Source organism: Pseudomonas sp. R2-7-07, assembly GCF_003852355.1.
Taxonomy (GTDB): domain Bacteria; phylum Pseudomonadota; class Gammaproteobacteria; order Pseudomonadales; family Pseudomonadaceae; genus Aquipseudomonas.
The window spans coordinates 4,938,067-4,961,861 of sequence record NZ_CP027759.1; the positions used below are offsets into that span (position 1 = coordinate 4,938,067).

21 protein-coding genes are annotated in these 23,795 nt (G+C 60.4%); 13 read left to right on the top strand and 8 right to left on the bottom strand.

Going from position 1 to position 23,795, the window contains the following annotated elements; all coding sequences use genetic code 11:
* Window positions 1-442 precede the first annotated feature (442 nt).
* From C4J86_RS22615 to C4J86_RS22645, 7 genes are all read left to right on the top strand, one after another.
* A complete protein-coding gene (locus C4J86_RS22615; RefSeq protein ID WP_124371906.1) occupies window positions 443-703 on the top strand; it encodes a DUF6124 family protein in 261 nt (86 codons plus the stop codon).
* 265 nt (window positions 704-968) lie between these two features.
* Window positions 969-1,949: a GTP 3',8-cyclase MoaA gene (moaA, locus tag C4J86_RS22620; protein WP_372239271.1), complete on the top strand. Its 981-nt coding sequence runs from the start codon at window positions 969-971 to the stop codon at window positions 1,947-1,949.
* A 37-nt stretch (window positions 1,950-1,986) separates the two neighbouring features.
* Window positions 1,987-2,886, top strand: coding sequence for a bestrophin family protein (locus tag C4J86_RS22625; protein WP_124371908.1), 900 nt, complete (start codon window positions 1,987-1,989; stop codon window positions 2,884-2,886).
* Window positions 2,887-3,018: 132 nt separating this feature from the next.
* The gene (locus C4J86_RS22630; protein ID WP_124364466.1) at window positions 3,019-3,915 is read left to right on the top strand and encodes a LysR family transcriptional regulator; all 897 of its coding nucleotides are present in this window, start codon (window positions 3,019-3,021) and stop codon (window positions 3,913-3,915) included.
* A gap of 204 nt (window positions 3,916-4,119) precedes the next feature.
* Window positions 4,120-4,809, top strand: a complete 690-nt coding sequence (locus tag C4J86_RS22635) for a helix-turn-helix domain-containing protein (RefSeq protein ID WP_124371909.1) — start codon at window positions 4,120-4,122, stop codon at window positions 4,807-4,809.
* Window positions 4,806-5,213: a hypothetical protein gene (locus C4J86_RS22640; RefSeq protein ID WP_124371910.1), complete on the top strand. Its 408-nt coding sequence runs from the start codon at window positions 4,806-4,808 to the stop codon at window positions 5,211-5,213. The genes C4J86_RS22635 and C4J86_RS22640 overlap by 4 nt, the downstream gene beginning before the upstream one ends.
* Before the next feature lie 119 nt (window positions 5,214-5,332).
* Complete coding sequence (locus C4J86_RS22645) at window positions 5,333-6,772, top strand: glycosyltransferase family 39 protein (RefSeq protein WP_124371911.1); 1,440 nt, start codon at window positions 5,333-5,335, stop codon at window positions 6,770-6,772.
* 15 nt (window positions 6,773-6,787) lie between these two features.
* On the opposite strand, the gene C4J86_RS22650 is transcribed toward C4J86_RS22645, so the two are convergent.
* Complete coding sequence (locus C4J86_RS22650; RefSeq protein ID WP_016976786.1) at window positions 6,788-7,276, bottom strand: TIGR00645 family protein; 489 nt, start codon at window positions 7,274-7,276, stop codon at window positions 6,788-6,790.
* A 163-nt stretch (window positions 7,277-7,439) separates the two neighbouring features.
* Here C4J86_RS22650 and C4J86_RS22655 point away from each other — a divergent pair, with 163 nt between their 5' ends.
* Window positions 7,440-9,263, top strand: a complete 1,824-nt coding sequence (locus C4J86_RS22655; RefSeq protein WP_124371912.1) for a hypothetical protein — start codon at window positions 7,440-7,442, stop codon at window positions 9,261-9,263.
* 5 nt (window positions 9,264-9,268) lie between these two features.
* On the opposite strand, the gene C4J86_RS22660 is transcribed toward C4J86_RS22655, so the two are convergent.
* On the bottom strand, window positions 9,269-9,586 hold the full coding sequence (locus C4J86_RS22660; protein ID WP_124371913.1) for a hypothetical protein: 318 nt from the start codon (window positions 9,584-9,586) through the stop codon (window positions 9,269-9,271).
* A 446-nt stretch (window positions 9,587-10,032) separates the two neighbouring features.
* Window positions 10,033-12,471 (bottom strand): Lon protease family protein, encoded by a 2,439-nt coding sequence (locus tag C4J86_RS22665; protein ID WP_124371914.1) that lies wholly within the window; start codon window positions 12,469-12,471, stop codon window positions 10,033-10,035.
* A 266-nt stretch (window positions 12,472-12,737) separates the two neighbouring features.
* On the opposite strand from C4J86_RS22665, the gene C4J86_RS22670 reads away from it, so the two are divergent.
* The 4 genes from C4J86_RS22670 to C4J86_RS22685 all read left to right on the top strand — a co-directional run bounded on the left by C4J86_RS22670 (window position 12,738) and on the right by C4J86_RS22685 (window position 16,428).
* Window positions 12,738-13,226, top strand: a complete 489-nt coding sequence (locus C4J86_RS22670) for a DUF3015 domain-containing protein (protein WP_124364474.1) — start codon at window positions 12,738-12,740, stop codon at window positions 13,224-13,226.
* Window positions 13,227-13,318: 92 nt separating this feature from the next.
* Complete coding sequence (locus C4J86_RS22675; RefSeq protein ID WP_124371915.1) at window positions 13,319-15,172, top strand: DUF4105 domain-containing protein; 1,854 nt, start codon at window positions 13,319-13,321, stop codon at window positions 15,170-15,172.
* A 320-nt stretch (window positions 15,173-15,492) separates the two neighbouring features.
* Entirely contained in the window at window positions 15,493-15,849 is a 357-nt protein-coding gene (locus tag C4J86_RS22680; protein ID WP_124371916.1) for a hypothetical protein, read from the top strand.
* 81 nt (window positions 15,850-15,930) lie between these two features.
* Complete coding sequence (locus C4J86_RS22685) at window positions 15,931-16,428, top strand: GreA/GreB family elongation factor (protein ID WP_124371917.1); 498 nt, start codon at window positions 15,931-15,933, stop codon at window positions 16,426-16,428.
* Here the strand turns inward: C4J86_RS22685 and gdhA are convergent.
* The 4 genes from gdhA to C4J86_RS22705 form a co-directional block, all read right to left on the bottom strand.
* Complete coding sequence (gene gdhA / locus C4J86_RS22690) at window positions 16,425-17,762, bottom strand: NADP-specific glutamate dehydrogenase (protein WP_124371918.1); 1,338 nt, start codon at window positions 17,760-17,762, stop codon at window positions 16,425-16,427. The two genes, C4J86_RS22685 and gdhA, sit on opposite strands and share 4 nt — an antisense overlap.
* Window positions 17,763-17,853: 91 nt before the next feature.
* Complete coding sequence (locus C4J86_RS22695) at window positions 17,854-18,450, bottom strand: pyridoxal phosphate-dependent aminotransferase (RefSeq protein WP_256681711.1); 597 nt, start codon at window positions 18,448-18,450, stop codon at window positions 17,854-17,856.
* Window positions 18,451-18,489: 39 nt separating this feature from the next.
* Window positions 18,490-19,719 (bottom strand): MFS transporter, encoded by a 1,230-nt coding sequence (locus tag C4J86_RS22700; RefSeq protein ID WP_124371919.1) that lies wholly within the window; start codon window positions 19,717-19,719, stop codon window positions 18,490-18,492.
* Window positions 19,720-19,813: 94 nt separating this feature from the next.
* The gene (locus tag C4J86_RS22705) at window positions 19,814-21,007 is read right to left on the bottom strand and encodes an MFS transporter (protein WP_124371920.1); all 1,194 of its coding nucleotides are present in this window, start codon (window positions 21,005-21,007) and stop codon (window positions 19,814-19,816) included.
* 94 nt (window positions 21,008-21,101) lie between these two features.
* Here C4J86_RS22705 and C4J86_RS22710 point away from each other — a divergent pair, with 94 nt between their 5' ends.
* Entirely contained in the window at window positions 21,102-22,022 is a 921-nt protein-coding gene (locus tag C4J86_RS22710) for a LysR family transcriptional regulator (RefSeq protein ID WP_124371921.1), read from the top strand.
* 87 nt (window positions 22,023-22,109) lie between these two features.
* On the opposite strand, the gene ettA is transcribed toward C4J86_RS22710, so the two are convergent.
* Window positions 22,110-23,774 carry an energy-dependent translational throttle protein EttA gene (ettA, locus tag C4J86_RS22715; protein WP_124368420.1) on the bottom strand — a complete coding sequence of 555 codons (1,665 nt, stop codon included), beginning with the start codon at window positions 23,772-23,774 and terminating at the stop codon, window positions 22,110-22,112.
* Window positions 23,775-23,795: the final 21 nt, after the last annotated feature.

The window sequence follows — 23,795 nt, forward strand, 5'->3', positions numbered from 1 at the left end:
GAAACTAAGATTAATCCAACATATCAATAAGATAGTGGATAGATTCAGATTACCCCGGCCCACCAATTCGAAGCATCGGCAAAACCCGCCTAGTGCGTTTTTTTGTTCTGGGGCTTAAAAGCCCGGCGGACAGACCTTCAGAATTTTCCTTCAACATGCAACGCCCTCGATGAACTGGCACAACTCCCTCCATCACGCTACCTTTCCCACGTCGCTGCTCATCAGCGACCGGCTTTGACAGGCCAAAAAGTGTAACCTTTCACACCCCTTGGTAAGACGGCATGCTCTACGCATTCCGCCTCGTTCATGGTGGCTGTGCGTGGGGCATCTTCGGGTGCGCCGGGTTCCTACACTTCCGGTCTGTCAACCCGCGTACAGCTGCCACCCAATCCTGTTTGACAGCAGGGGGCGGTAGCTCCTTGAACAGTGTGGGAGCTTCATCATGAAAAAGATCACCCCCAATCCCCCAACAACCCTCTTCACCCTCGCCCCAGACATCCCCGCCGAAACCCTGTTGGTCCAAGCCAGTGAAACCCTCGCCTCGCTGAACGCCATGACCACCGATCTGGCCTTTGAACTGGAAGGCTCGCACCGCCAAAAGTTGCTGGGGGCTCAGCAACTGATCGTGCTGGGTGAGTTGCTGCTGGAGCGAATGCTGGACGCTCAGTTATTCACCATGCAACCACTTGGCGAAAATCCATAAAACATACCCGTCAGTTGAACGACCAACCCGTACCTATGGCGAGCAAGCTCCCTCGCCACAGGTACGCTATTGAACCCCACCACTTCGCCGCCTCCTGTGCCGCTTCAACCAACCGCTCATAGACCCCATCGATCAACCAGTCGCTAAGAGTGATTAGACGCCCGCAAAAAACACCGTTAGCCTCGCCTGAATCACCCGCCTATATAAGCGCCAGGGTATATACCCAACGTCGCCGCCGAGGTTTTTAGTGACCGATCAAATCCTGATGGATAGTTTTTCGCGCCGGGTCGACTACCTCAGGATGTCGGTGACCGACCGTTGCGATTTCCGTTGTGTGTATTGCATGGCCGAAGACATGGAGTTCCTGCCGCGCCAGCAGATTCTGTCGCTGGAGGAGCTGTACCAATTGGCGCAGAGTTTCGTTGCGCTGGGCACGCGCAAGATCCGTCTGACCGGCGGTGAGCCCTTGGTTCGGCAGGGCGTGGTGGAGTTGTGCAAGCGCATCGCCGCGCTCCCCGGTCTGCGCGAGTTGTGCATGACCACCAACGGTTCGCAACTGGGCAAACTCGCCGCGCCGTTGTTCGATGCCGGGCTCAAGCGCTTGAACATCAGCCTCGACAGCCTTGACCCCGAGCGCTTTCGTGAACTGACGCGCACCGGTGACTTGGTCAAGGTGATCGAGGGTATCGATGCAGCGAATGCCGCGGGTTTTCAGCGCACCAAGCTTAATTGCGTGGTGATGAAAGGTCGCAACGATCACGAGATCAACGACCTCGTGGCCTTCGCCATCGATCGCGGCCTGGATATTTCGTTTATCGAAGAAATGCCATTGGGCGTGATCAGCGAGCACAGCCGTGCCGAGGCGTTTTATTCCAGTGCGCAGGTACGCGAGCGTATCGCCGAACGCTACACGCTGATCGACTCTGCAGAATCCACCCAGGGGCCTTCGCGCTATTGGCGCCTGGCCGAAGCGCCGCATATTCGCCTGGGCTTTATTTCACCCCACAGCCACAACTTTTGCGGCACCTGCAACCGTGTGCGGTTGACGGTCGAAGGCCGGCTGTTGCTGTGCCTGGGCAACGAGCATTCGGTCGACCTCAAGGCGGTACTGCGGCGCTATCCGGGCGAACCGCAACGTTTGGAGCGCGCGATTTTGGAGTCGATGAAACTCAAGCCCTATCGGCACAACTTCTCCCTCGACGATGAGGTGCAGGTGGTGCGCTTCATGAACATGACGGGCGGCTGACCGACCCGGTTTCAACCCATTGCACTAGGCTATTTCCATGATCGTCAGAGCCAAACCCAACCTGATCGGTGTATTGACGTCGCTCAAGGGCTCCGTGGCCCGGCGCATCGCACTGCGCAGCCTGCTGGTGACACTGCTGGCCTCGGTGATTGTGCTGGTGGAAACCCTTCATCCAGCCTACTTCTCCAAGGTCAACGCCACGCCGTTCACGCTGCTGGGCTTGTCACTTTCGATCTTCATGAGTTTTCGCAACAACGCCTGCTATGACCGCTGGTACGAGGGGCGCAAAGCGCTCGGCGCCATGCTGATGGATGTGCGCGCCATGATCCGGGAAACCCAGGTGATCCAGGACGCTCGCCAGCGCAGCGACATCCTGCGCAACCTGTGCGGGTTCGCCCATGCCTTGAACGCCCGGCTGCGCCATGAAGACGAGCCCGGCGCGGCAGCCCCCTGGCTCGACACGCCGCCGCCGGCCAATACGCCGAATATCCCGGAAAGCATCGTCGGTCGCGTCACCCAACAATGTTCGGCGCTGGTCGAATCCGGGAGCCTCAGCGAATGGCGTTATCAGCTGATGGCTGGCCACTTGAGCAGCCTGACCCGCACGCAGACCATTTGCGAGCGCATCAAAAGCACCCCGCTGCCCTTCCCCTACACGCTCCTGTTGCACCGCACCAGCTACATGTTCTGCATCTTGCTGCCCTTCGCCATGGCCGAACCCTTGGGTTGGCTGACGCCGGTATTCACTGCCATCGTGAGCTACACGTTCTTCGGCCTGGACGCGATTGGCGACGAGTTGGAAGACCCCTTCGGCTACGACGAAAATGACCTGCCGACCAATGCCATCGTGCGCACCATCGAACGCGAAGTGCTGCACGCCAACGGTGCGACAGAGCTGCCGCCTGTCCTTGAACCCGTCGACTGTGTACTGAATTGAGGCAGTACACAGAACGCATCCGACGTTACGCTCATGTCTTTCTCCAGCAGGCCGCCATCAATCGATTGCCATGAGGCTCAAGCGCCTAAACAATGGCTGCCTAATCGTTACGGCTGACTGGCAGGTGTGTTGATGGACATAAAGCAACTCAAATTCCTGATCGCGCTGGAGCAGACCCGTCATTTCGGCCAGGCGGCTGCGCGCTGCCATATCACCCAGCCGACGCTGTCGATGCGCCTGCGCAATCTGGAGGATGAGCTGGGCCTGGAGTTGGTCACCCGGGGCCAGCGTTTCGAAGGGTTCACCGAGGCCGGTGAGCGTGTGCTGGCCTGGGCCAGAACCCTGCTCGCCGCCCATGATGGGCTGTTCGCCGAAGCAGCGGCGTGTCGCGGCCAGTTGGTGGGTAACTTGCGCCTGGGCCTGGTGCCGCTCAGCGGTTTCAACCCGATCAGCTACATCCAGGGCCTGTCCCACACCTTCCCGGAACTCAAGTTCAGCCTGACCTCCATGAGTTCGGACAAGATCATCGAAGCGCTGGGCACCAATCAGCTGGACCTAGGGGTGTGTTACCTGGACCACGTAAACTCCAGCTACCTGGATTTTTTCGAACTGGGCGAAACCCGCGTCGGCCTGCTGTACGACACACGCCACTTCCACTTCGAAGGCACCGAAATGAGCTGGGAAGACGCCGCCCAATTGCCCCTGGGGATGATCAGCACGGGCATGCACTATCGAAAGTCCATTGACCTGAGCTTCCGCAGCCGCGGCCTCGCCCCCCAGCCCATGCTCGAAAGCGATTCAACCTATCAGCTGTTCCAGGCAATCCACGAAGGCTTTTGCTGCGCAATTATGCCGCTGGACAGCGCCCTGGAAAGCCCGATCGAAAACCTCGCGTTTATCAACCTGCCAGACGCCAGCGTGCTCGCGCCACTGGGCATGGTGATGCGCAAAACCGAACCGCGCTCGGCGATTGCTGAGAAGTGTTTTGCTGAGGCTAAGAGATTGTTTGCTGCCAAAGACGCGGTTTAACGTGTCGGAGCACAGTACCCAATAAGGCGATATACCTTTAAGTAAATCACCGGAAAGCTCCTACAAGTTGGCGTGCATCAGGTGAACTGGCGTGGAATGAATTGTACGGATACGCTTTGGACTACAGCTCGTCTCCCCAAGGTTGAACGAGATCACATAAGCCACCAGACTTCATCGCCCGACTCAACGACAAGGAGGCCATCCATGCAAACGACTTCGCCCAGCCCTCTTGTCGGGGTGGGTCTCTATACCCCTGGCGAGGCATCGTTATATACCGGCATCCCCGCCGCAGACATACGCCGTTGGCTATTCGGCTACAGTGCCAATGGCGTTCAGCATGCCGGACTCTGGCAGTCGGAACTGACAGGCATCAATGATTGCATTCTAGGTTTCCATGACCTGCTCGAAATTCGCTTCGTGCACGCATTTCGCCAGCATGGGCTGAGCTTGCAGGCCATACGCAACGCTTCACGCCAGGCTAGTGAACTGTTCGGCCAGCCCTATCCGTTCACCTGCAAGCGGTTCCAAACAGATGGCCGTAGTATTTTTGCCACTGTTCTGGATGAGACGGGTGACGAGACACTGCTGGACCTGATCAAAAAACAATATGCGTTCAAACAAGTCATCAAGCCCTCGTTGTATGAAGGGATCGATTACACCGGCAAGGGGTCGGCGCAACGCTGGTACCCGGTCAAACGTAGCAAAGCGGTAGTGCTGGACCCTGCCAGAAATTTTGGTAAGCCCGTGCTGAGCGGGGCCGGCATTGATACCGCCGCCATTTTTAATGCGTATGAAGCAGAAGGACGTGACGCCAGGCGCGTAGCCATGCTCTACGAGGTTCCAGCGGCTGCAGTAAAAGCAGCTGTCGAGTTCGAGCAAAGGCATGCTGCTTGAACTTTCTCCTGGATCATAACCTTCCTCCCGCGCTGGCACGCGCCTTGAACGAACTATCAAAAGTTCATGAACATGGCGTGTTCCCGCTCCGGGATAAATTCCCCCAAAATACCAGCGACATTGCGTGGATATCAGCGCTGCGTGAAGAGGGAGGCTGGGTAGTGATCTCTCAGGATCGATTTATGAAAGGGCATGCGGAGAAGAAAGCCTTTCGAGATTGCGCACTGCCTATTTTCTGTCTGGCAAAACATTGGAGTGGTGAAAGCTACTGGAGTAAAGCGCACAATCTCGTGCGCTGGTGGCCAGCCATCTTGAAACAAGCGGAGCTGATATGTGGAGGGGCGGCTTTCAGTGTTCCCTGGCGTTTCTCTGCTCCGGGAAAATTCGATCAGATCAAACTGTAAGCCTCATCCAACCGCACAAAACCCCACACTCGTTCACGAATCGTTAAGAAACCCATCCCTATACTGGCGGGCAGCCACGGTCGCTCTTCCGAGCGGTCTCCTGCCCGGTAGCCACCCTAATGACGCGTCCCGTTCCCCTGCTGCTCCTGCTCGTTGCGCTGCTGTTCTTCTTCGCCCTGGATAACCATGAACTGCAAGGTTCCACCGAAGCCCGCGTCTCCGGGATCGCCATGGCCATGCACCTGGATAATGACTGGGTGGTGCCGCGTCTGTTTCGCGAGCCTTTCCTGGAAAAACCGCCGTTGAGTCTGTGGCTGGATGCCGGGGCGATTCGCTTGTTTGGCGCGAGCACTGGGGCTGTGCGCCTGGCGTCAGCCTTTGCTGGATTGTTCAGTGTGATGCTGCTCTACGGGATGCTGCGCCGGTTCGGGCGGCCAACCACGCTGGCGTTCAGCGCTGCGTTGATCCTGGCGACCATGGCCAGCTATTGGGGCAATGTGCGCGGGGTGGGTGAGGATTCGTTGCTCAGCCTGGGCGTGACCGCAGCTTTGTTGGGGTTCTACCAGGCGATGCGCCCCGCGTCCGAACGCCAGGGCTCCGCTGCCTGGGCATGGTCATTGTTTACGGCAGGGATGGTCATCGCGACGTTGAGCAAGGGCGTGCTGGGTCTGGCGATGCCGGGGAGTGTGATATTCGTTTACCTGGCCTGCACCAGCCTGATGGATAAACGCCTGCGCCTTGGCGACTGGCTCAAGCCCGCGCTATTCACGCTGCTGGCCTTGGTGCCGTTGTTAATTTGGCTGGGGTTTCTGTTTCAGCGCGGCGGCATGCAGGCCGTCGGTGAGGTGCTGTGGACCAACAGCGTCGGACGCTTCAGCGGCTCATTTGTCGAGGCCGGGCATTACGAGCCGTTCTACTACTACCTGGCCAAACTGCCCGAGGCCTTCCTGCCGTGGAACATCCTGGTGTACCTGGGCCTCTGGCACTTTCGTAAAAGCCTGGCGCGCAACCGCTACCGCCTGTTTTTCAGCGTATGGCTGGTGGCGCAGTTCACCCTGCTGACACTGGCCTCGAGCAAACGCACGGTCTATTTGATGGCGCTGACTCCGGCTGCCGCCGTACTGGCTGCCGAATATGCGCGGGTACTGCTGGAATGGGTGAAAGCGCATAAGCCGGCGCTTTACCGCTACCACCGACGCATCATCGGTGCAGTGTTCACCCTGGCCATCGCCTGCTACCTCAGCGCAGCCTTCTGGTTCGCGCCCAAAGCCGATGTGCGTCAGTCATTCGTGCCCGTGATCAGTCAGGTCCAGGCACTGCAAGACGAAGGCAGGGAGGTGGCGCTGTTCCAACCCAATGAGCGGATCGCCGGCGCCAGCGTGTTCTATCTGCAGGCCTATCTGCCGATTTTGCAGACCGAGCGCCAATTGCGTGCATTTCTCGCCGCCAAACCCGGCAACGTGGCGCTGCTGGACCATACGGACCGGCTGAATGAGAAAGTGACCGTGACCAAGAAAATGGTGATCAATCGCCAGCCCTACTACTTCGTCGAGCAGTAAGGCCAGCGTGGGTCATCAGTGCTTGGTGACCTTGTCCAGGTAACCCATGGCAAACGCCGAGATCACGAAGGTCATGTGGATGATCACGTACCACATCAGGTGCTGCGGATCGACGTTCTTGGCGTCCATGAAGATGCGCAGCAGGTGGATGGAGGAAATCGCCACGATGGACGCCGCCACTTTCATCTTCAGCGACGAAGAATCCATGGTGCCCAGCCAGTTGAGCTTTTCCTTGCTTTCATCGATATCGAGCTGCGAGACGAAGTTCTCGTAGCCGGAAATCATCACCATCACCAGCAAGCCGCCGACCAGCGCCATGTCGATCAACGACAGCAGCACCAGGATCAGCTCGGACTCGGCCATCGAGAACACGCTCGGCAGCAGGTGAATCACTTCCTGGAAGAATTTCAGCGCCAGCGCCAGCAACCCCAGGGACAAGCCGAAATAGATGGGCGCCAGCAACCAGCGCGAGGCGTACATAGCATTTTCGATAAAACGTTCCATTGAATCTCACACAGCTTGGCTAAAAATGGTGCCGAGTATACCAGCCGCTACCGGGCACCTGTCACCGCGAGAAAACTGACTTGAAGTGGCATCTGTAAGAGCGTTTTTCTGCTAGTGTCGAGACCCTCAACTCGGCTCGATGATGTCGGACAGGAAGACTCTGATGATGGATGTGCGATCCCCTTTGGCCACGCTCGGCCTGTGCGCGGCGTTGCTGATGACCAGCGGCTGCTCCCCCAAGGAAGAGCAGAAGCAGGCCACCCTCGAAGAGAAAACCAGCCAGTTCGAACAGTCCCTGGACAGCATCCAGGACCCCAAGCTGCGCGACGCCATCGCCGACCTCGGCGGCTCGCTGCTGTTGCTGGAGCGCGCGCGCCTCAAGCTCGCCGCCAAGCCCATCGAAGCCGAATACGGCGAAGACACATTGGCCCTGCTCAAGCATTACCCCACGCCCCAGGCCCTGGTGGACACCTATATCAACGGCCTGTTCGTACTGCGCCGAGCGTCCCATTCCGACTACCTGACGGATTTGCAGCCGGTCTTCCCGTTCACCTTCAACGCCCCTGACCAATTCCCCTTCCCCCATGGCCTGGAATGGCAGTCGGTGACCTTGAGCAACAACAAAGTCATTCCCTTCCAGCCGGAATGGTCGGAAACCGACCCCGGCATCCAGCTCAGCCCGAGCAGCTCCAACCTGACCAACCCCGACGACCTGACGGTGACCTACCCGTTCATCGAGGGCATCGAGACGGAAAACAAGAGCCAGCCGCAGCCTGTCAGCCTCAAAGGTGCGATTGAGGTTGCCGCGCCAGGCAAGGTGCTGACCTTCGACCTGTCGAAAAAAGACCTCGGCCACCCGCGCACCGAGGGCAATATCACCCTCAACCTGCTCTCGCTTGAGAAGAATTACGCCGAACTCGAACTGACCAACAGCGCGCCTCTGGCCGCCGAGTTGGGCGACGACTCGCCAAACCCGCTGCTGGTACAAGCCCGGGACGGCACCGGCCAATTTCTCACCCGCTCAGGCTCGATCAACGAAAATGCCGCGCAAGTGGCCTTCTACGAAAAGCAGCTGGCCGAGATGCAAAAGCAGAAGGTCTGGTCCGAGGCGTTCGAAAAGCAACTCACCGACGCGCAAAAAGCCTTCAAACACACGCAGAAGAGCCATTACGCCAAGGTGTACTTCAACGGATTGATCGACACCCTGCAGGTCAATGTGCTGGATTTTTCCAAGACCACGGTAACCCGCAAGGAGCTGGACCTGCCCGTGATGCGCTTCGACAAAAACAGCCTGCAACACACCGTGCAACCCTTGCCGATGCCGGTCACGGTGTATGACGACGCTGCGGCCAGCTGGCTCAAAGACGCCTCGCTGACGGAAGAACAATTGAAAAGCAGCGTCACCATCAGCCAGTCCACCGACGACGCCAGTGCCGCGAAAATCGTGTTCGACCACCCTTTCACCTTCAATGACGACCTGGTCGGCGCCGAGCGCAACAACAGCGACGCGCCGATCACGTTTTTCACGGCCGACGATAAAGGCGAGCGCGGCGAACCCATCGAGTTGCCCACCGAGGCGTTCGAGATGAATGCGGCAAGTGGCACGCTGACCTACGACCTCAACCTGTTCCCGGAAACCCCGGCGTTTGTGGTCGGCTCGGTGCCCTTGTTCCTCGCCACCATCGAGAAGGCCTCGATTGACACCAGCGAACTGCCCAAAGGCCTGGTGCTCAAGGACAACGCATTGATCGTCGACCAGCGCGCGTTTCCCGCCGACAGCTGGCGCTTCTACGCCAAGGACGGCAGCGGCAACTACCTCAAGGAAATTCTCGGCGTGAGCCACCGCGCCGAGGAGTACGGCACGGCGCTGTTTGACGTACATTATTTCTACGGCCAGCCGACCACCCTGGAAAGCTACCAGCGCACCGACCTCGACACTGTGCAATATGGTTTCGAGGTCAAGCTGGACAAACCGGAAAGCAAATAGCCCGATTACAGGGCCAATTGCTCGTGGCCGCCGTTGAGTTGGCGCAGATGGGCCTGCAGGTGCAGGCACCAGATCTGCGGCTCGTCCAATTGCTCGTAGCCATGCAGGGTCAGGTTGTCGACGATGGAGCCCAACATGGTTTCTGCCACGAATGACCCGTGAAACGGGCCTTGGGACTTGACCGTGGAAGGCTGTTCGCCCGACATGCCGGCGGCGAACAATAATGTCCACAACCCGTTTTCCCCGGCGAGGGGGCGAATAGAGCATTCGATACGGGTTTGCAGGCCCAGGCACTGGCGGGTAAGGCAAAGGTTGCGCGGCATGGCGGCGACCCTCGGTAGATCGGCGTTCAGCCCCAGCGCAAAGGCGAGGCTGTTTCTATCCTGCGACTCCTGTGGATATCCCTAATCCTCAGAATAGAATAAAAACGCGACAGACCAAGGTGGTAGGGACCAACGGCATTGGATTGCGGAGGTTCGTCAATTTAATGGCATCCACAAAACTAAATGTGGGAGGGGGCTTGCCCCCGATGGCAGTGTGTCAGCCTCAGAATTTGATCGTTCCCACGCTCTGCGTGGAAATGCCTCTTGGGACGCTCCGCGTCCCGCCACCGCTGCAAGTTTCGGTAATTGCGCACAAGTGACGCAGAGCGTCACGGGGTACATTCCCACGCGGGAGCGTGGGAATGATCGTAAAGATACTGAGACTGACACACTGCTATCGGGAGCAAGCCCCCTCCCACATTTTTGATCCCATCAAGCTTCAGGGATCAGGTAGGTTTGGCTTCTGCCAACGCCTGCTGCGCCAGCTCCTTTTCCGCCTCCTTGAGGTCTTCCTCGCTGATCATCTCCGCAATTGCGCGCAAACGTTCCACCACGCGGGCATTGACCGTACCTTCCGGGAACTGCCCCTCGGCGTCCGGTTCACCGGCATCCTCGCCCACCAGCAGGCTCAACGCTTCATCTGCTTGGCGTACCGCATAAATATGGAATTGCCCGTCGCGCACGGCCTGCAAGACCTTTTCGTCGAGCATCAGCGTGGCCACGTTGGCCTTGGGAATGATCGCGCCCTGTTCACCGGTCAATCCGCGCGCTTCGCACAGGCGGAAGAAGCCTTCGATCTTCTCGTTAACCCCACCCACGGCCTGCACTTCACCAAACTGGTTGATCGAGCCGGTGATGGCAAAGCACTGCTTGAGCGGCGTTTTCGACAAGGCCGAGATCAGGGTGCAGGCTTCGCCCAGGGATGCGCTGTCGCCATCCACGTAACCGTAGGACTGTTCCAGCGCGATACTCGCCGAGATTGCCAGCGGGAATTCCTGCGCATAACGGCTGCCCAGGTAACCGGTGAGGATCATCACGCCCTTGGAGTGAATCGGCTGGCCGAGGTTGACCTCACGTTCGATGTCGACGATACCACTGCCGCCGGGGTACACCGTGGCGGAAATCCGCGCCGGTACGCCAAACGCCGAATCACCGACTTCCAGCACCGTCAGCCCGTTGCACTTGCCCACGGCGGCGCCGGCGGTGTCGATCAGGATCACCCCGGCGAGCATGTCGTCGAGAATCCGCGCCGACACGCGCCCGGTGCGCGTGGCCTTGGCCTTGAGCGCGCGCTCGATATGCCCGGCATCGGTCATTTCGTCGCCTGCCAGGTGGCGAATGAAGTCCGCCTCGCTGACCAACTGGAACAAATCGCCGATACGCGCCGACAAACGGCCCTGATGCTCCGCCAGGCGTGCGCTGTAGGTCGCCAGCCGCGCCACCGCATCCGACGTCAGCGGCGCCATGCCTTCTTCCGAAGTGCGGGTTTTGAGCAACTGGGCGAACTGCTCCAGGCTTTCGTCGACCATCGGGATGTCTTCGTCGAAGTCCACCAGCACCCGGAACATTTCCTGGAAGTCCGGATCGGCATCCTGCAACGCGTAGTACAGCTGGCGCGAGCCGATGATAATCACCTTGACCTGCAACGGGATCATTTGCGGGTTGAGCGTGACGGTGGCCAGGCGCCCGAGTTCGCCAAGCGGCGACTCCATCTTCAATTTGCGCGATTGCAAGGAACGCTTGAGCGCATCCCACACAAACGGCTCGCTGAGCATTTTTTCCGCTTCCAGGATCAGGAAGCCACCGTTGGCACGGTGCAACGCGCCTGGGCGCAGTTGGCGATAAGTGGTGTAAAGCGCGCCCTGGTCGGTGCTGTATTCGATACGGCCGAACAGGTTGTCGTAGGTCGGGTGCGGCTCGAAGACCACCGGCGCGCCGCCGTTGACCGGATGGCCCACCACCAGGCTTGGGCAGTACTGCTCTTCCAGCAGCTTGCGGGCCAGGGCGTCGGTCTTGGCGTCGTCGACCAATTGCTCGACCACGGTTTTGAGCAGATACACCTGCATGGCCTGCAGATAACCGCAGACGGCGGCGTTTTCCGCGTACTTTTCCGACAGCGGTGCGAGCAAAGGCTGCAGGGCCAGGGTGATGGTTTCTTCGTTGAACTGGCGCAGTTGATTGTTCGACTCACGCTTCCATTGCGGCAGGCTCGCCAACTCTTCGTTGAGGCGCTCTTCCAGCTCGGAAATATCCGTGTGGAAACGCTCGCGGTCGATTTCCGGCAGTTGCGAGAACTCGGCCTCGTCCAGGGCCTTGCCATCGAGCATCGGGGTAAAGGCAATGTTGGAGCTGTCGCGGTACAGCGCCACGTCTTTTTCCAGGGCCAGGCGTTCGATCACGTCCAGGGCCTTGTCGTAACGCTGGTTGAATGCCCGGTCGATGGCGCTTTTGCGCTGTTGATACGTCGGGTGTTCGAAGACGGCCGGGAAGGTCGCCACCAGGTTGTCGACCAACCCGTTGATATCGGCGATGAACGCCGCCGCAGCGCCACCTGGCAATTCCAGGGCACGCGGTTCGCGCGGCTCATCGAAATTATTTACATACACCCAGTCCGACGGGGTTTGCAGACGCTTGCCTTCGGCCCTCAGGTAACGTTTGACGAATGAAAAGCGACCGGTACCCGGTTCGCCCATGACAAACACGTTGTAACCGGGACGTGGCATTGCCACGCCGAACTGCAATGCTTCAACTGCACGTTCCTGGCCAAGCACACCGCGAAAGGGCTCCAGATCATTGGTGGTCGAGAAGCTGAACTGTTCAGCGGAAAAAGGGCGAGTCAGCGCTTCGGGCGCTAGACGCAAGCTGGCAGCAACAGGATCAGGCATCGGGCTTCCTTACATCAGGCGGGGCAGATGGGGGCATTCTGGCTCTCGGTTGCGCGCTCTGGCAAGGCGCGCTTTTGGGAAAGCATAGACAGCCCGCGCGGCGTGGAAAAAAAACGTTCGAGACTGAATGTTTTATAAAAAATCACGGAACCCCTGGAACGTGCCTAAACTCCAAACTGCGCGGGTTGGACTAATAACTGGCCCCTAGGGTGCTGCGAAGCGCCTGAACCCTTGTCCATTGGTTTGCACACAAAGAGAACAAAGCTATGAAACGGATCCTTCTTGGTACTCTCTTCACCGTCGTCTCCCTCAATGCAATGGCAGAAGCACCAGGTGGCCCGAACTGCGGTTGGGGCAACATGTTGTTCGAAGGCCAGCGCGGTACTCCGGCCCACTTCCTGGCCTCCACCACCAACGGCACTTCAGGTAACGCCACCTTCGGCATGACCTCGGGCACCAACGGTTGCAGCACCAATAGTTCCCTGACCTACGGCGGCAAGTCCTGGATTGCCATGAATGGCATGATGAACGAGCTGTCCGAAGACATGGCCAAGGGTAACGGCGAAGCGCTGACTACCTACGCCGTGGTACTGGGCGTGGCGCCGGAAGATCGCGAGCACTTCGCGGCCGTGACCCACGAGCACTTCCAGCAGATCTTCAGCAAGGCTGACGTGACCGCTGACGACGTGCACAACAACACCATTGCCGTACTGAAAAGTGATGCCCGTCTGGCGAAATACGCTACCCAGGCTTAAGCTCGACCCACCCGCGCCTTTCGAGGCGCGGGTTTTGTTTTTTCGACCTGCCCCCCTTGGGTCTTTTTTTCAGTCCGACTTAAGTAGCCCCCATGCTCAAACGCCTCGCTTGCCTGGCTCTCTTCGCCTGCGCCCCGCTGCATGCGGCACCGCACCTCGACGATCAACGTTTGCAGCAACTGGCCAATGACCCGTTCTGGCTGTCGCTGGGCCATTACGAAGCCGGCAAGATCAATGGCTGGCGCAGCTATGTCAGCGACAAGAAATTCTTTCTCGCCGCCGACGGGGCGCATCATCCGGACGCCGAACTCAAGGCCACCGTGGAGGCGTTGTATGCACCGGCCAGTCTGGGTGAAAAACACGCCCAATGCGTTTATCCCGCACGCACCCGCTGGCTCAAGGACCAGTTGCAACTGACCGACCTGCCCGCCGTGGACTGCAAGGAATTCAAACAATGGTTCACGGACGTCGCGCCCCACAGCGCGGTGATGATTTTCCCGGCGGCGTACCTCAACAGCCCGTCGTCGATGTTCGGCCATACGCTGCTGCGCATCGACCAGGCTGACGTGCAGAGCAACAACACCGCCCTGCTCAGCTACGCGATCAACTTCGGCGCCTATATCGAAGGCTCGGACAACAGCATTCTGTATGCCTGGAAAGGCCTGATGGGCGGCTACCCCGGCCTGTTCGCCCTGGTGCCCTACCAGGAAAAACTCTCCGAATACCGCAGCCTGGAAAACCGTGACCTGTGGGAATACCGCCTGAACCTCACCGAAGTCGAGACCAAGCGCATGGTCGAGCATGTGTGGGAACTCAAGCAGATCCAGTTCGACTACTTCTTCTTCGATGAAAACTGCTCCTATCGCCTGCTGGAATTGCTGCAAGTGGCGCGCCCAGGCCTGCGCCTGACCGAGCAGTTCCCGCTGACGGCGATCCCCACCGACACCGTCAAGGCGGTCAAGGAAGCGGGCCTGGTGGAAAAGATCGACTATCGCCCCTCCCGTGAACGCGAACTGCTGGAACGTGCCAAACCGCTGGACGGCGATGAGCAACAATGGGCACTCACCATCAGCGATGACCAGCAGCAATTGCAGGCGCCGGCCTTCAAAGCCCTGCCCCGCGAGCGCCAGGCGCTGATCATCGATGCCGCCTATCGCCTCGGCCGCTACCGCGCCAACGGCCTGGAGCGCGACACCGCACGCTCTCAGCGCAGCTTCGAACTGCTGCGTGCGATCAACCAGAACCCTGCGCCCGACCTGAAGATCACCCCGCCCGGCCTGCCCGAAAACGGCCACGAATCGCGCACCTGGCAGGCCGGCATCGGCACCCGTGGCGACAAAGCCTTCGGCGAATACGGCCTGCGTATGGCCTATCACGACCTCAACGACAACGCCGAAGGCTTCCCCTTGGGCGCACAAATCGAAATCCTGCAGATGAAACTGCGCCAGTACGAAGGCAATCACTGGCAGTTGCAGCAACTGGACCTGGCCACCATCCGCTCCCTGACCCCACGCAACGCCTTGCTGCAACCCTGGTCATGGCAAGTCACCGGTGGCCTGGAGCGCGTACCGGGTAAACACGACGATGAAACCCTGGTCGCCCACGTCAACGGCGGCGCGGGCGGCACCTGGCAGTTGAACGACGACATGCTCGGCTTCGCCCTCGGCACGGTGCGCGTGGAACACAACAATGACTTCAGCGAAGCCATCTCCCCCGCCGCTGGCTTCAACACCGGCCTATTGTGGAAGAACCCGCTGGGCAACCTGAGCCTGGAAGCCAAAGGGGATTTCTTCACCAATGGCGAAGTACGCCGCAGCATCAGCCTCAACCAACAGTGGGAATTGTCGCGCAACCTGGGCCTGCGCCTGAGCGCCCAGCGCGAGTACAGCCACTTGTCGACACCGGTGAATGAAGTGATGCTCGAAGTGAAGTGGTACCACTACTGACTCAAGCCGAATAAAAATCAAAATGTGGGAGGGGGCTTGCTCCCGATAGCGGTGGGTCAGCTAGAAATCAGCTGACTGTTAGATCGTTCCCACGCTCCCGCGTGGGAATGCAGCCCGTGACGCTCCGCGTCACCTGTGCGCAGTAATCCAAACGTGCAGCGCTTGGCGGGACGCGGAGCGACCCAGGAGGCATTCCCACGCAGAGCGTGGGAACGATCATTTTGCACAGCCCACATCCCGCCGACTTCTCTTTCACACACATCTGACAAATCCCTGACTAGACTTCCCCCTATCAGCCGTAAATCGGCAGGGAGTACGCCATGTGGCGGTCTGCGGTAATGCTGTGTGCGGTGGTGTGGTTATCGGGTTGCCAGACAACCCATCAGGATTTGCTGGCCAAGGGTTATCCCCCGGCCTTTGCCGATGGCTTCGACGACGGTTGCAGCAGTGGTCGCCAGGCCGCTGGGGTGATTACCGGGGAGTTTCGCAAGAACGTGCCGCGCTATCTGAAAGACCGGCAGTACGCCGAAGGCTGGGAAGACGGTTTCCGCCAGTGCAAGGCCATGCGCGAGAACGAGGAGCTGCGGGACTACCAGGACAACCGCAGGGATGACCGCGAGCACGAATGGCAGCAGGAGAAAGATCGCGACGCGGCCAAGGCTTATCGCTCGCAATAGCGCGTCGCGTTAGAAGCGGACGCAGAGCGTGGGAACGATCGCGCGGTGAACATGGCCCAAGCTCCATTGAGGGAGAACGTCATGAGCCGAGCTTTTGTAAATGAAGATAACGCCGCCGCCCAGGCTGATCAGCCGGTGGAGCGTCAAGTCAGCGAGCAACCCAATCGCTTGACCGCGCAAGGGTTGGCGCAGTTGCAGGCCAAGGTTGCGCAATTGCAGCAGGAATACAGCACCGAATCCGCCAAGGGCGAAAAGGCGGACAAGCAACGCCAGGCCGACCTTGAGCGGGATTTGCGCTACTTCAACCAGCGGGTACAGAGCGCCCAGATTGTGGCGCCGGCCACTTCTACCGATAAAGTACAGATCGGCAGCTGGGTGACCTTCGCCAACGAGCAGGACGAGCAGCAGCGCATCCAGTTGGTCGGCGAAGATCAGGCCGATGCCAACGCAGGCTTGATCAACTGGGGTTCGCCCCTCGGGCGCGCGTTGCTCGGCGCCCAGGTGGGAGACGAGGTGCTGTGGCAGCGCCCCGTCGGCGATCAGTTGATCGAAGTGTTGCGTATCGAACCCGAGGTCTAGACGATGCCCTGGGCCAGCATCGCATCGGCGACTTTGACGAAGCCTGCGATGTTCGCGCCCTTCACATAATTGACCCGGCCATTTTCTTCGCCGTAATGCACACAGGCGTGGTGGATCGACTGCATGATGCTGTGCAGTTTGCTGTCCACCTCGCCGGCGGTCCACAGCAGGCGCATGGCATTCTGCGACATCTCCAGGCCACTCACGGCCACGCCGCCGGCATTCGACGCCTTGCCCGGCGCGAACAGAATGCCTGCCTCGATAAAGATATCCACAGCTTCAAGGGTAGTCGGCATGTTGGCGCCTTCGGCGACGCAGATGCAGCCATTGCGCAACAGGGCACGGGCAGCGTCGGCGTCGAGTTCGTTCTGGGTGGCGCAGGGCAGCGCGATATCGCACGCCAGCGCCCAGGGGCTTTGGCCTTGGCGAAATTCCAGGCCGAAACGCTCGGCCAGTTCGCTGATGCGGCCGCGTTGCACGTTTTTCAGCGCCAGCAGGGCTGACCATTGCTCCTCGGTCAACCCGCTCTCGGCGTACAGCGTGCCTTCGGAGTCCGACAGGGAAATCACCTTGCCTCCCAGGTCCATCACTTTGCGCGCCGCGTATTGCGCCACGTTGCCCGAACCGGAGATGGCCACGCGCTTGCCTTCGACCCGCAGGCCGTCGCGCTTGAGCATTTCTTCAGCGAAGTACACACAGCCAAAACCCGTGGCTTCCGGGCGGATCAGGCTGCCGCCGTAGGTCATGCCCTTGCCGGTCAATACCGAGGTGAACTGGTTGCTCAGGCGTTTGTACTGGCCGAACAGGAAGCCGATTTCACGGGCGCCCACGCCGATATCACCGGCTGGTACGTCCACGTCGGCACCGATATGGCGGTACAGTTCGCTCATGAACGCCTGGCAGAAACGCATCACTTCGGCGTCGCTCTTGCCCTTGGGGTCGAAGTCCGAGCCGCCTTTACCACCGCCCATGGGCAGCGAGGTAAGAGAGTTCTTGAAGGTTTGCTCGAAGGCGAGGAATTTCAGCACGCCCAGGTTCACCGAAGGGTGAAAGCGCAAACCGCCCTTGTAAGGGCCAATGGCACTGTTCATCTGGATACGGAAACCACGATTGACCTGGACCTTGCCCTGATCGTCCACCCACGAAACCCGAAAGCTAATCGCACGTTCCGGCTCGCAGATGCGCTCCAGAATGCCCGAGGTCAGATAGTGGGGGTTGGTTTCAAGAAACGGCCACAGACTGCGCAGGACTTCTTCTACGGCCTGGTGGAATTCCGGTTGGTCGGGGTCGCGTTTCTTGAGGTGGGCAAGGAAGGATTCGACGGATTCGTGCATGAAAAGTCTCGGCAAAATGATTGTTGTTAAACAGAGATTGAGCCGGACTTTATCAATTCATTTCGCACCGTAACAGGGCAAAATGTCGCTTTTATGAATTTAAATGGTGCATTTCTATAAATAACTGGCGTATTTCGCCCTGAAACATGGATTCCAACCCGAAATATGCACCAATGAGTGAAAGACTGGACGACAGCCCCGCGCAGGTGAGGCGGTAGTCATTCGCAGCGGTATCGACATAGACCGGGACGCTACCGGCCAGCTGGATCTGGGTGGGGAAGGTTTCCCAGTACGGCACCGCAACGATGACTTCATCCCCCGGATCGAGCAGCACCATCGCGGCGTTATACAGCGCCTGCTTGGCACCGGCAGTCACCGCCACTTCATCGGCGGCGTAATTCACCCCGCAGCGCTGAGTGACCTGCTGCGCCAGCGCCTGGCGCAGTTGGGGCAGGCCGATGGGCGGCGTATAGCGGTTGCGTGCATTGGCCAGCGCATCGCTCACGGCGGCTTTCATGGCCGGGCAGGCATCGAAGGACAATTCCCCAGCGGCAAAATTGATCACGTTGACGCTGGCTTCTTTCAAGGCATTGGCTTTGCTGCGCATGCTGGACGTGCCCGGTGCGCGCAGACGTTGCGCACGCCGGGACAGCGGCAATGACACGGCAGACGGTTCACTGTTGTTCATGGTTATACCTGCCAGAACACGCTGAAAAATTCGTTCGCCCTACCGGGCCTGAGCCTCCAGCCCTCGTTGAACCCGCCAGGACAGCGGCAGGGTGAGCAACAAGGTGGCGGCCAGCAGCAAAACGGCCAGGGGCACGCCGGTGGCATCCCCCAGGCTGCCGAACAGCACCGGCGCCAATGCGCCGCCGCCGATGGTGCCGGTGTAGAACACTGCAAAAGCCTGGTCGCGCCTGCCCGGCCCCGCCAGGTCCGGCACCGCGCCGTAGAGCACCGACGACGTGCCATTGAGCACCAGCCCCAGCAGCGGCAACATCACCATCAAACCGGCGTAGGGCAGGTATACCGCCATGACGATCAGCAGCGCCGTGGTGAACTCAGTGACCCACACCGTCTTCATCATGCCGATGCGCGCACCGAGGTAACCGCACAACAGTTTGCCGAAGGCGCCTCCCACGAACAGCATCGTCAGCGCCAGACCGATCCCCGCAGGCCCGGCCCCCTTGGCCTTGAGCAAAAACGGCAGGAACGTGAGAAATCCCATGCGCACCGCGCTGTCCAGCGTGCCGGTCAGGATCAGCGCACGCAGCCCGCTCACGGAGCCGGTGCCGCCGCCCGCACGGGTGGCTTTGGGCGGCGCCGCCAAACCCTCGGTGCGCGCCGGAATCAGCCACCACAACAAGCCTGCCGCCAGCAGCCCGAGTACACCCAGCAGGGTGACACTGGCGCGCCAACTGATGACCGCCAGCAACAGGCCGATCAACCCGGGGATCAGGGTTTTGCCGATATCTCCACTGAAGTTGTACTGCGACAGCGCTTGCTTGACGCCCCCGCCCGCCTCCCCGCCCGCCTCGTAGGCATCGGTGATCAACGACGAGGCCAGCGGGTGCTGCGTACTTGCGCCCAGCCCGCCCAGCAGCAGCGCCACCAGCAGCACCGCCAGCCCACCGGCCTGGCCCGCCAGCAGATAGGCCAAGCCCGCCAGCGCAGTGCCGCCCACCAGCAAGCGCTGGCGCCCCCAGCGTGCCGCAGCGCGACTGGCCAGTAACTGGAAGCCGGCCATCATGCCCGCATAGGCACCGCGCAACAGGCCGACCTGGGCGTAGCTGAGGCCGAACTGCGCCTGCCAGATCGGCAACAGCACATAGATCACATCGGTCAGGCCGTCGTGCACGGCATGCGCGCCACAACCGGCCACCAGGGAGCGGCGGCGCACAGTTGCCTGGTCAGGCGGTGACAACGACGGGACTGCGGTTTGCTTCAGGGTGTTCATCCGGGTCAGTGGCTCTCAGGCAAAACGTATCTTCAGCAACTGACTGCGCTTGATCACGGTGTCAGTCATGTTCACCTCTCATAGTCGATGAACATCAGGCCGGTTTGCCGCGTTGGCCGGCGATCAGCGCCTGGGTGCCTACCGGTTTCCAGCCCAGCAGGGCGATTGCCAGCGACAACAGTTGAAAGCCTGCGATCAATGCCACGCAGCCCGGCCAGCCCCACTGCTCCCAGAGCAGCGCCGGGGCCACTGCACCGGCGCTGCCGCCCAGGTAATAGCCGGTCAGGTACAGGCCCACGGCGCCGGACTTGTCCTGCCCGGCCGTGGTGGCGATGTACGCATTGGCGCAGGCCTGGGCCAGGAATACGCCGGTCGAGCTCAGGGCCAGGCCCAGCACGATCAGCCACAGGGACGGCAACAAGGTCAGGGCCGAACCGCAGAGGCCGAGCGCCACGGCGCCGCTCAGTAGCTGCGATTGCGGTCGCGATTTGCTCAAGCGACCCGCAATGGGAATGACCACCAGCGCCAGCAGGAACACGGCATACAGTGTCCCCAAGGCTGCTGCGCCCAGGTTGAACGGTGCCTGGCTGAGATACAGCCCGGCATAGGTAAAGGTCGCGACTTGTGAGAACAGCACGCAGAAACCGACGCCATAGGCCGCCAGCAAGGGCTTGCGCAGCAGCCAGCGTACCCCGCGCGCGCCCACGCCCCCGACGCCGGGACGCGCCACTGGATTGGCCGGCAGCAGCAACAGGATCAGCAGGCCGACCGCCAGGCTGATCACCGCCAGCAGCTCGAAGGCTTCCCGCCAACCGACATACTGGGTCATGACCCCCGAGACAAAGCGCCCGGCAAACCCGCCGAGTACCGTACCCGCGACGTAGAGACTGGTGATCTCGGTGACGGTCGCTGCGCGCCAGCGGTCGCCGATATAGGCCACGCTGGTGGCGAATACCACCGGGATCAACATACCCTCGATAAACCGCCACACCAGCAGCTCGGCAAAACTGTCCACATAGGCCGTCAGCAGCGCCGGCAGCGCCAACAGCAACGCGGCCACGACAATCACGTTGCGTTGCTCGAAACGTCCGGTCAGGCGCCCGACAAAAGGCGCAGCCAAAGCCACTGCCAGGGTGGTCACCGTAATGCTCCACCCGGCCTGCCGGGCGCTCACCTGGAAGCTTTCGGCAAACACAGGCAGGATGCTCTGGGTCGCGTAGAGATTGAGAAACGCCGCACAGCCACACAGAAACACGGCAAAGCGGGCGTGATGCAGGCGCGGGTTCATGGGACCTCTCGTCTTATTGTCGAGGATCTTTATAGAATGCGCAGCGTGGCGAAACCAATACCGAATTCGGACCGATCAATACCCAGGAAACAGAATGCTTGATCTACGCAAGTTACGTTACTTCCTGACGGTCGCCGAAGAGCTGCACTTCGGTCGCGCGGCCCAGCGCCTGCACCTTGCCCAGCCGCCCCTGACCCGGCAGATCTCGGCCCTGGAAACCGAGCTTGGCTTTCGCCTGTTTGACCGCACCAGCCGCACCGTCACGCTGACCGCCCAGGGCCGGCACTTTCTACCCTATGCCCGCGCGGCGCTGGAGCACGCCCGGCTTGCGCAGGACATCGCCGCCAAGCTGGCCGCCGGCTCGACCGGCCAACTGGTCGTGGGGTTTGCCAGCTCGATCGCGCTGTCGGAGCTGTTCAGCCAAACCCTGCAAGCCTTCGCCCAGCGTTTTCCCGAGGTGCAACTGACCCTGGTGGAAAGCGCTTCCGGCAGCCTGCACGCGCATGTGCTGGACGGCCGCATCGACATCGGCATGAGCCGCCTGCTGCCGGAGCCCGGGCAAACCGACGTCGAGGTGTTGTCGTTGGGGCAAGAGCCCCTGGTGGCGGCGCTTTGCAGCGACAACCCATTGGCTGGCCAGGCCGAAGTCACCCTCGCCCAGCTCAGCGAGTTCCCGTTGATTCTGTTCCCCAGCGATTACGGTTCAGGCCTCAACGGCTCCATCGAGCACCTGTATCAACGCCACGGCCTGGCGCTGCGCCCGGGCCCTGCGGGGCGCCAGATCACCTCGATCATCGCCCTGGTGGCGGCAGGCCAGGGTGTCTCGCTGGTGCCCCAGTGCACTCGCACCCTGGCCAGGCAAGGCGTGGTCTACCGACCGTTGGCAGACCCCGAAGCCTGGGTTCACCTGCTGATCCTCACGCGCTCACAGTCACGCTCGCTGTTGGTCGAGGCGTTCATGGGGGTGGTCGGTGAATTGCTGCAAGGCCGGCCGGCGCTGGCGCCGCTGGCATAATCCGGGCAAAAAAATACCCCTGCGCGAGGGGTATTTTTCTACAGGCTGCTCCGTACAGGCGCTGCCGAGGCGGCGCCTGTTGCCGAATCAGGCCAGTTTCTTGTGGCGTACGCGGTGCGGCTGGGCCGCCGCGTCGCCCAAACGCTTCTTGCGGTCGGCTTCATACTCGGTGTAGTTGCCTTCGAAGAACACCGCTTGCGAATCATCCTCGTAAGCCAGGATATGGGTGGCAACGCGGTCAAGGAACCACCGATCGTGAGAGATCACAATGGCGGCGCCCGGGAAGTCCAGCAGGGCTTCTTCCAGGGAGCGCAGGGTTTCAACGTCGAGGTCGTTGGACGGTTCGTCGAGCAGCAAGACGTTGCCGCCTTCTTTCAAGGTCAGCGCCAGGTGCAAGCGACCACGCTCACCACCGGACAGGTCCTTGACGAACTTCTGCTGGTCGCCGCCCTTGAAGTTGAAGCGGCCGACATAGGTGCGCGACGGGATTTCGTAGTTGCCGATACGGATCTGGTCGGAACCGTCGGAAATCTGCTGGAACACCGTCTTGCTGCCGTCGAGGTCGTCGCGGCTCTGGTCCACACAGGCCAGTTGCACGGTTTCGCCGATCTCGATGCTGCCGGAGTCCGGGGTTTCCTTGCCCATCAGCATGCGGAACAGCGTGGATTTACCCGCACCGTTACCGCCGATAACGCCGACGATTGCGCCTTTTGGCATGGAGAACGACAGATTGTCGATCAACACACGGTCGCCGTAGCCTTTGCTCACGTTCTTGAATTCGATGACCTTGTCACCCAGGCGCGGGCCGGCGGGGATGTAGATCTCGTTGGTTTCGCTGCGCTTCTGGAATTCCTGCGACTGCATTTCTTCAAAGCGCTGCAGACGGGCCTTGGATTTGGACTGGCGGGCCTTGGCGCCTTTGCGCACCCATTCCAGTTCTTCCTTCATGGCTTTCTCATGGGCCGACTGCTGCTTGGATTCGGCGGCCAGACGGTCGGACTTGGCTTCCAGCCAACCGGAGTAGTTACCCTCGTAAGGGATACCGGCGCCACGGTCGAGCTCGAGGATCCAGCCGGCGACGTTGTCCAGGAAGTAGCGGTCGTGCGTGATCGCAACCACGGTGCCTGGGAAGTCGTGAAGGAAATGTTCCAGCCAGGCGACAGAATCGGCGTCCAAGTGGTTGGTCGGTTCGTCGAGCAGCAACATGTCGGGAGCCGACAGCAGCAGGCGGCACAGGGCCACACGGCGTTTTTCACCGCCGGACAGGAATTCGACCTTGGCGTCCCACGCCGGCAGGCGCAGCGCGTCGGCGGCGACTTCCAGCTGGCGCTCCAGGTTGTGACCGTCGCTGGCCTGCAGGATCGCCTCGAGCTTGGCCTGTTCAGCAGCCAGCTTGTCGAAGTCGGCATCTTCCTCGGCGTATGCGGCGTAGACCTCGTCCAGGCGGGCCTGGGCGTTCTTGATCACGGCAACCGCTTCCTCGACCACTTCACGTACGGTCTTGGTCGGGTCCAGGATCGGCTCCTGGGGCAGGTAACCGATGTTCAGTTCGGGCATCGGGCGGGCTTCGCCTTCGAACTCGGTGTCGACGCCGGCCATGATTTTCAGCAGCGTGGATTTACCCGAACCGTTAAGGCCGAGCACGCCGATCTTGGCGCCCGGAAAAAAGGACAGTGAAATGTTTTTCAGGATTTCCCGCTTCGGCGGAACAACTTTTCCCAGCCGATGCATGGTGAAGACGTATTGAGCCAAAATGTGGACCTCGTGGAAATG

Excerpts from the sequence above, each read along its gene's own strand:
- C4J86_RS22660 (WP_124371913.1), bottom strand. The coding sequence starts at position 9,586 with ATGCCGCGCAACCTTTGCCTTACCCGCCAGTGCCTGGGCCTGCAAACC.
- C4J86_RS22705 (WP_124371920.1), bottom strand. The coding sequence starts at position 21,007 with ATGAACCCGCGCCTGCATCACGCCCGCTTTGCCGTGTTTCTGTGTGGC.
- C4J86_RS22700 (WP_124371919.1), bottom strand. The coding sequence starts at position 19,719 with ATGAACACCCTGAAGCAAACCGCAGTCCCGTCGTTGTCACCGCCTGAC.
- C4J86_RS22710 (WP_124371921.1), top strand. The coding sequence starts at position 21,102 with ATGCTTGATCTACGCAAGTTACGTTACTTCCTGACGGTCGCCGAAGAG.
- C4J86_RS22615 (WP_124371906.1), top strand. The coding sequence starts at position 443 with ATGAAAAAGATCACCCCCAATCCCCCAACAACCCTCTTCACCCTCGCC.
- C4J86_RS22685 (WP_124371917.1), top strand. The coding sequence starts at position 15,931 with ATGAGCCGAGCTTTTGTAAATGAAGATAACGCCGCCGCCCAGGCTGAT.
- C4J86_RS22670 (WP_124364474.1), top strand. The coding sequence starts at position 12,738 with ATGAAACGGATCCTTCTTGGTACTCTCTTCACCGTCGTCTCCCTCAAT.
- C4J86_RS22635 (WP_124371909.1), top strand. The coding sequence starts at position 4,120 with ATGCAAACGACTTCGCCCAGCCCTCTTGTCGGGGTGGGTCTCTATACC.
- C4J86_RS22625 (WP_124371908.1), top strand. The coding sequence starts at position 1,987 with ATGATCGTCAGAGCCAAACCCAACCTGATCGGTGTATTGACGTCGCTC.
- C4J86_RS22695 (WP_256681711.1), bottom strand. The coding sequence starts at position 18,450 with ATGAACAACAGTGAACCGTCTGCCGTGTCATTGCCGCTGTCCCGGCGT.
- C4J86_RS22645 (WP_124371911.1), top strand. The coding sequence starts at position 5,333 with ATGACGCGTCCCGTTCCCCTGCTGCTCCTGCTCGTTGCGCTGCTGTTC.
- C4J86_RS22630 (WP_124364466.1), top strand. The coding sequence starts at position 3,019 with ATGGACATAAAGCAACTCAAATTCCTGATCGCGCTGGAGCAGACCCGT.
- C4J86_RS22665 (WP_124371914.1), bottom strand. The coding sequence starts at position 12,471 with ATGCCTGATCCTGTTGCTGCCAGCTTGCGTCTAGCGCCCGAAGCGCTG.
- gdhA (WP_124371918.1), bottom strand. The coding sequence starts at position 17,762 with ATGCACGAATCCGTCGAATCCTTCCTTGCCCACCTCAAGAAACGCGAC.
- C4J86_RS22675 (WP_124371915.1), top strand. The coding sequence starts at position 13,319 with ATGCTCAAACGCCTCGCTTGCCTGGCTCTCTTCGCCTGCGCCCCGCTG.
- moaA (WP_372239271.1), top strand. The coding sequence starts at position 969 with ATGGATAGTTTTTCGCGCCGGGTCGACTACCTCAGGATGTCGGTGACC.
- C4J86_RS22650 (WP_016976786.1), bottom strand. The coding sequence starts at position 7,276 with ATGGAACGTTTTATCGAAAATGCTATGTACGCCTCGCGCTGGTTGCTG.
- C4J86_RS22655 (WP_124371912.1), top strand. The coding sequence starts at position 7,440 with ATGATGGATGTGCGATCCCCTTTGGCCACGCTCGGCCTGTGCGCGGCG.
- C4J86_RS22680 (WP_124371916.1), top strand. The coding sequence starts at position 15,493 with ATGTGGCGGTCTGCGGTAATGCTGTGTGCGGTGGTGTGGTTATCGGGT.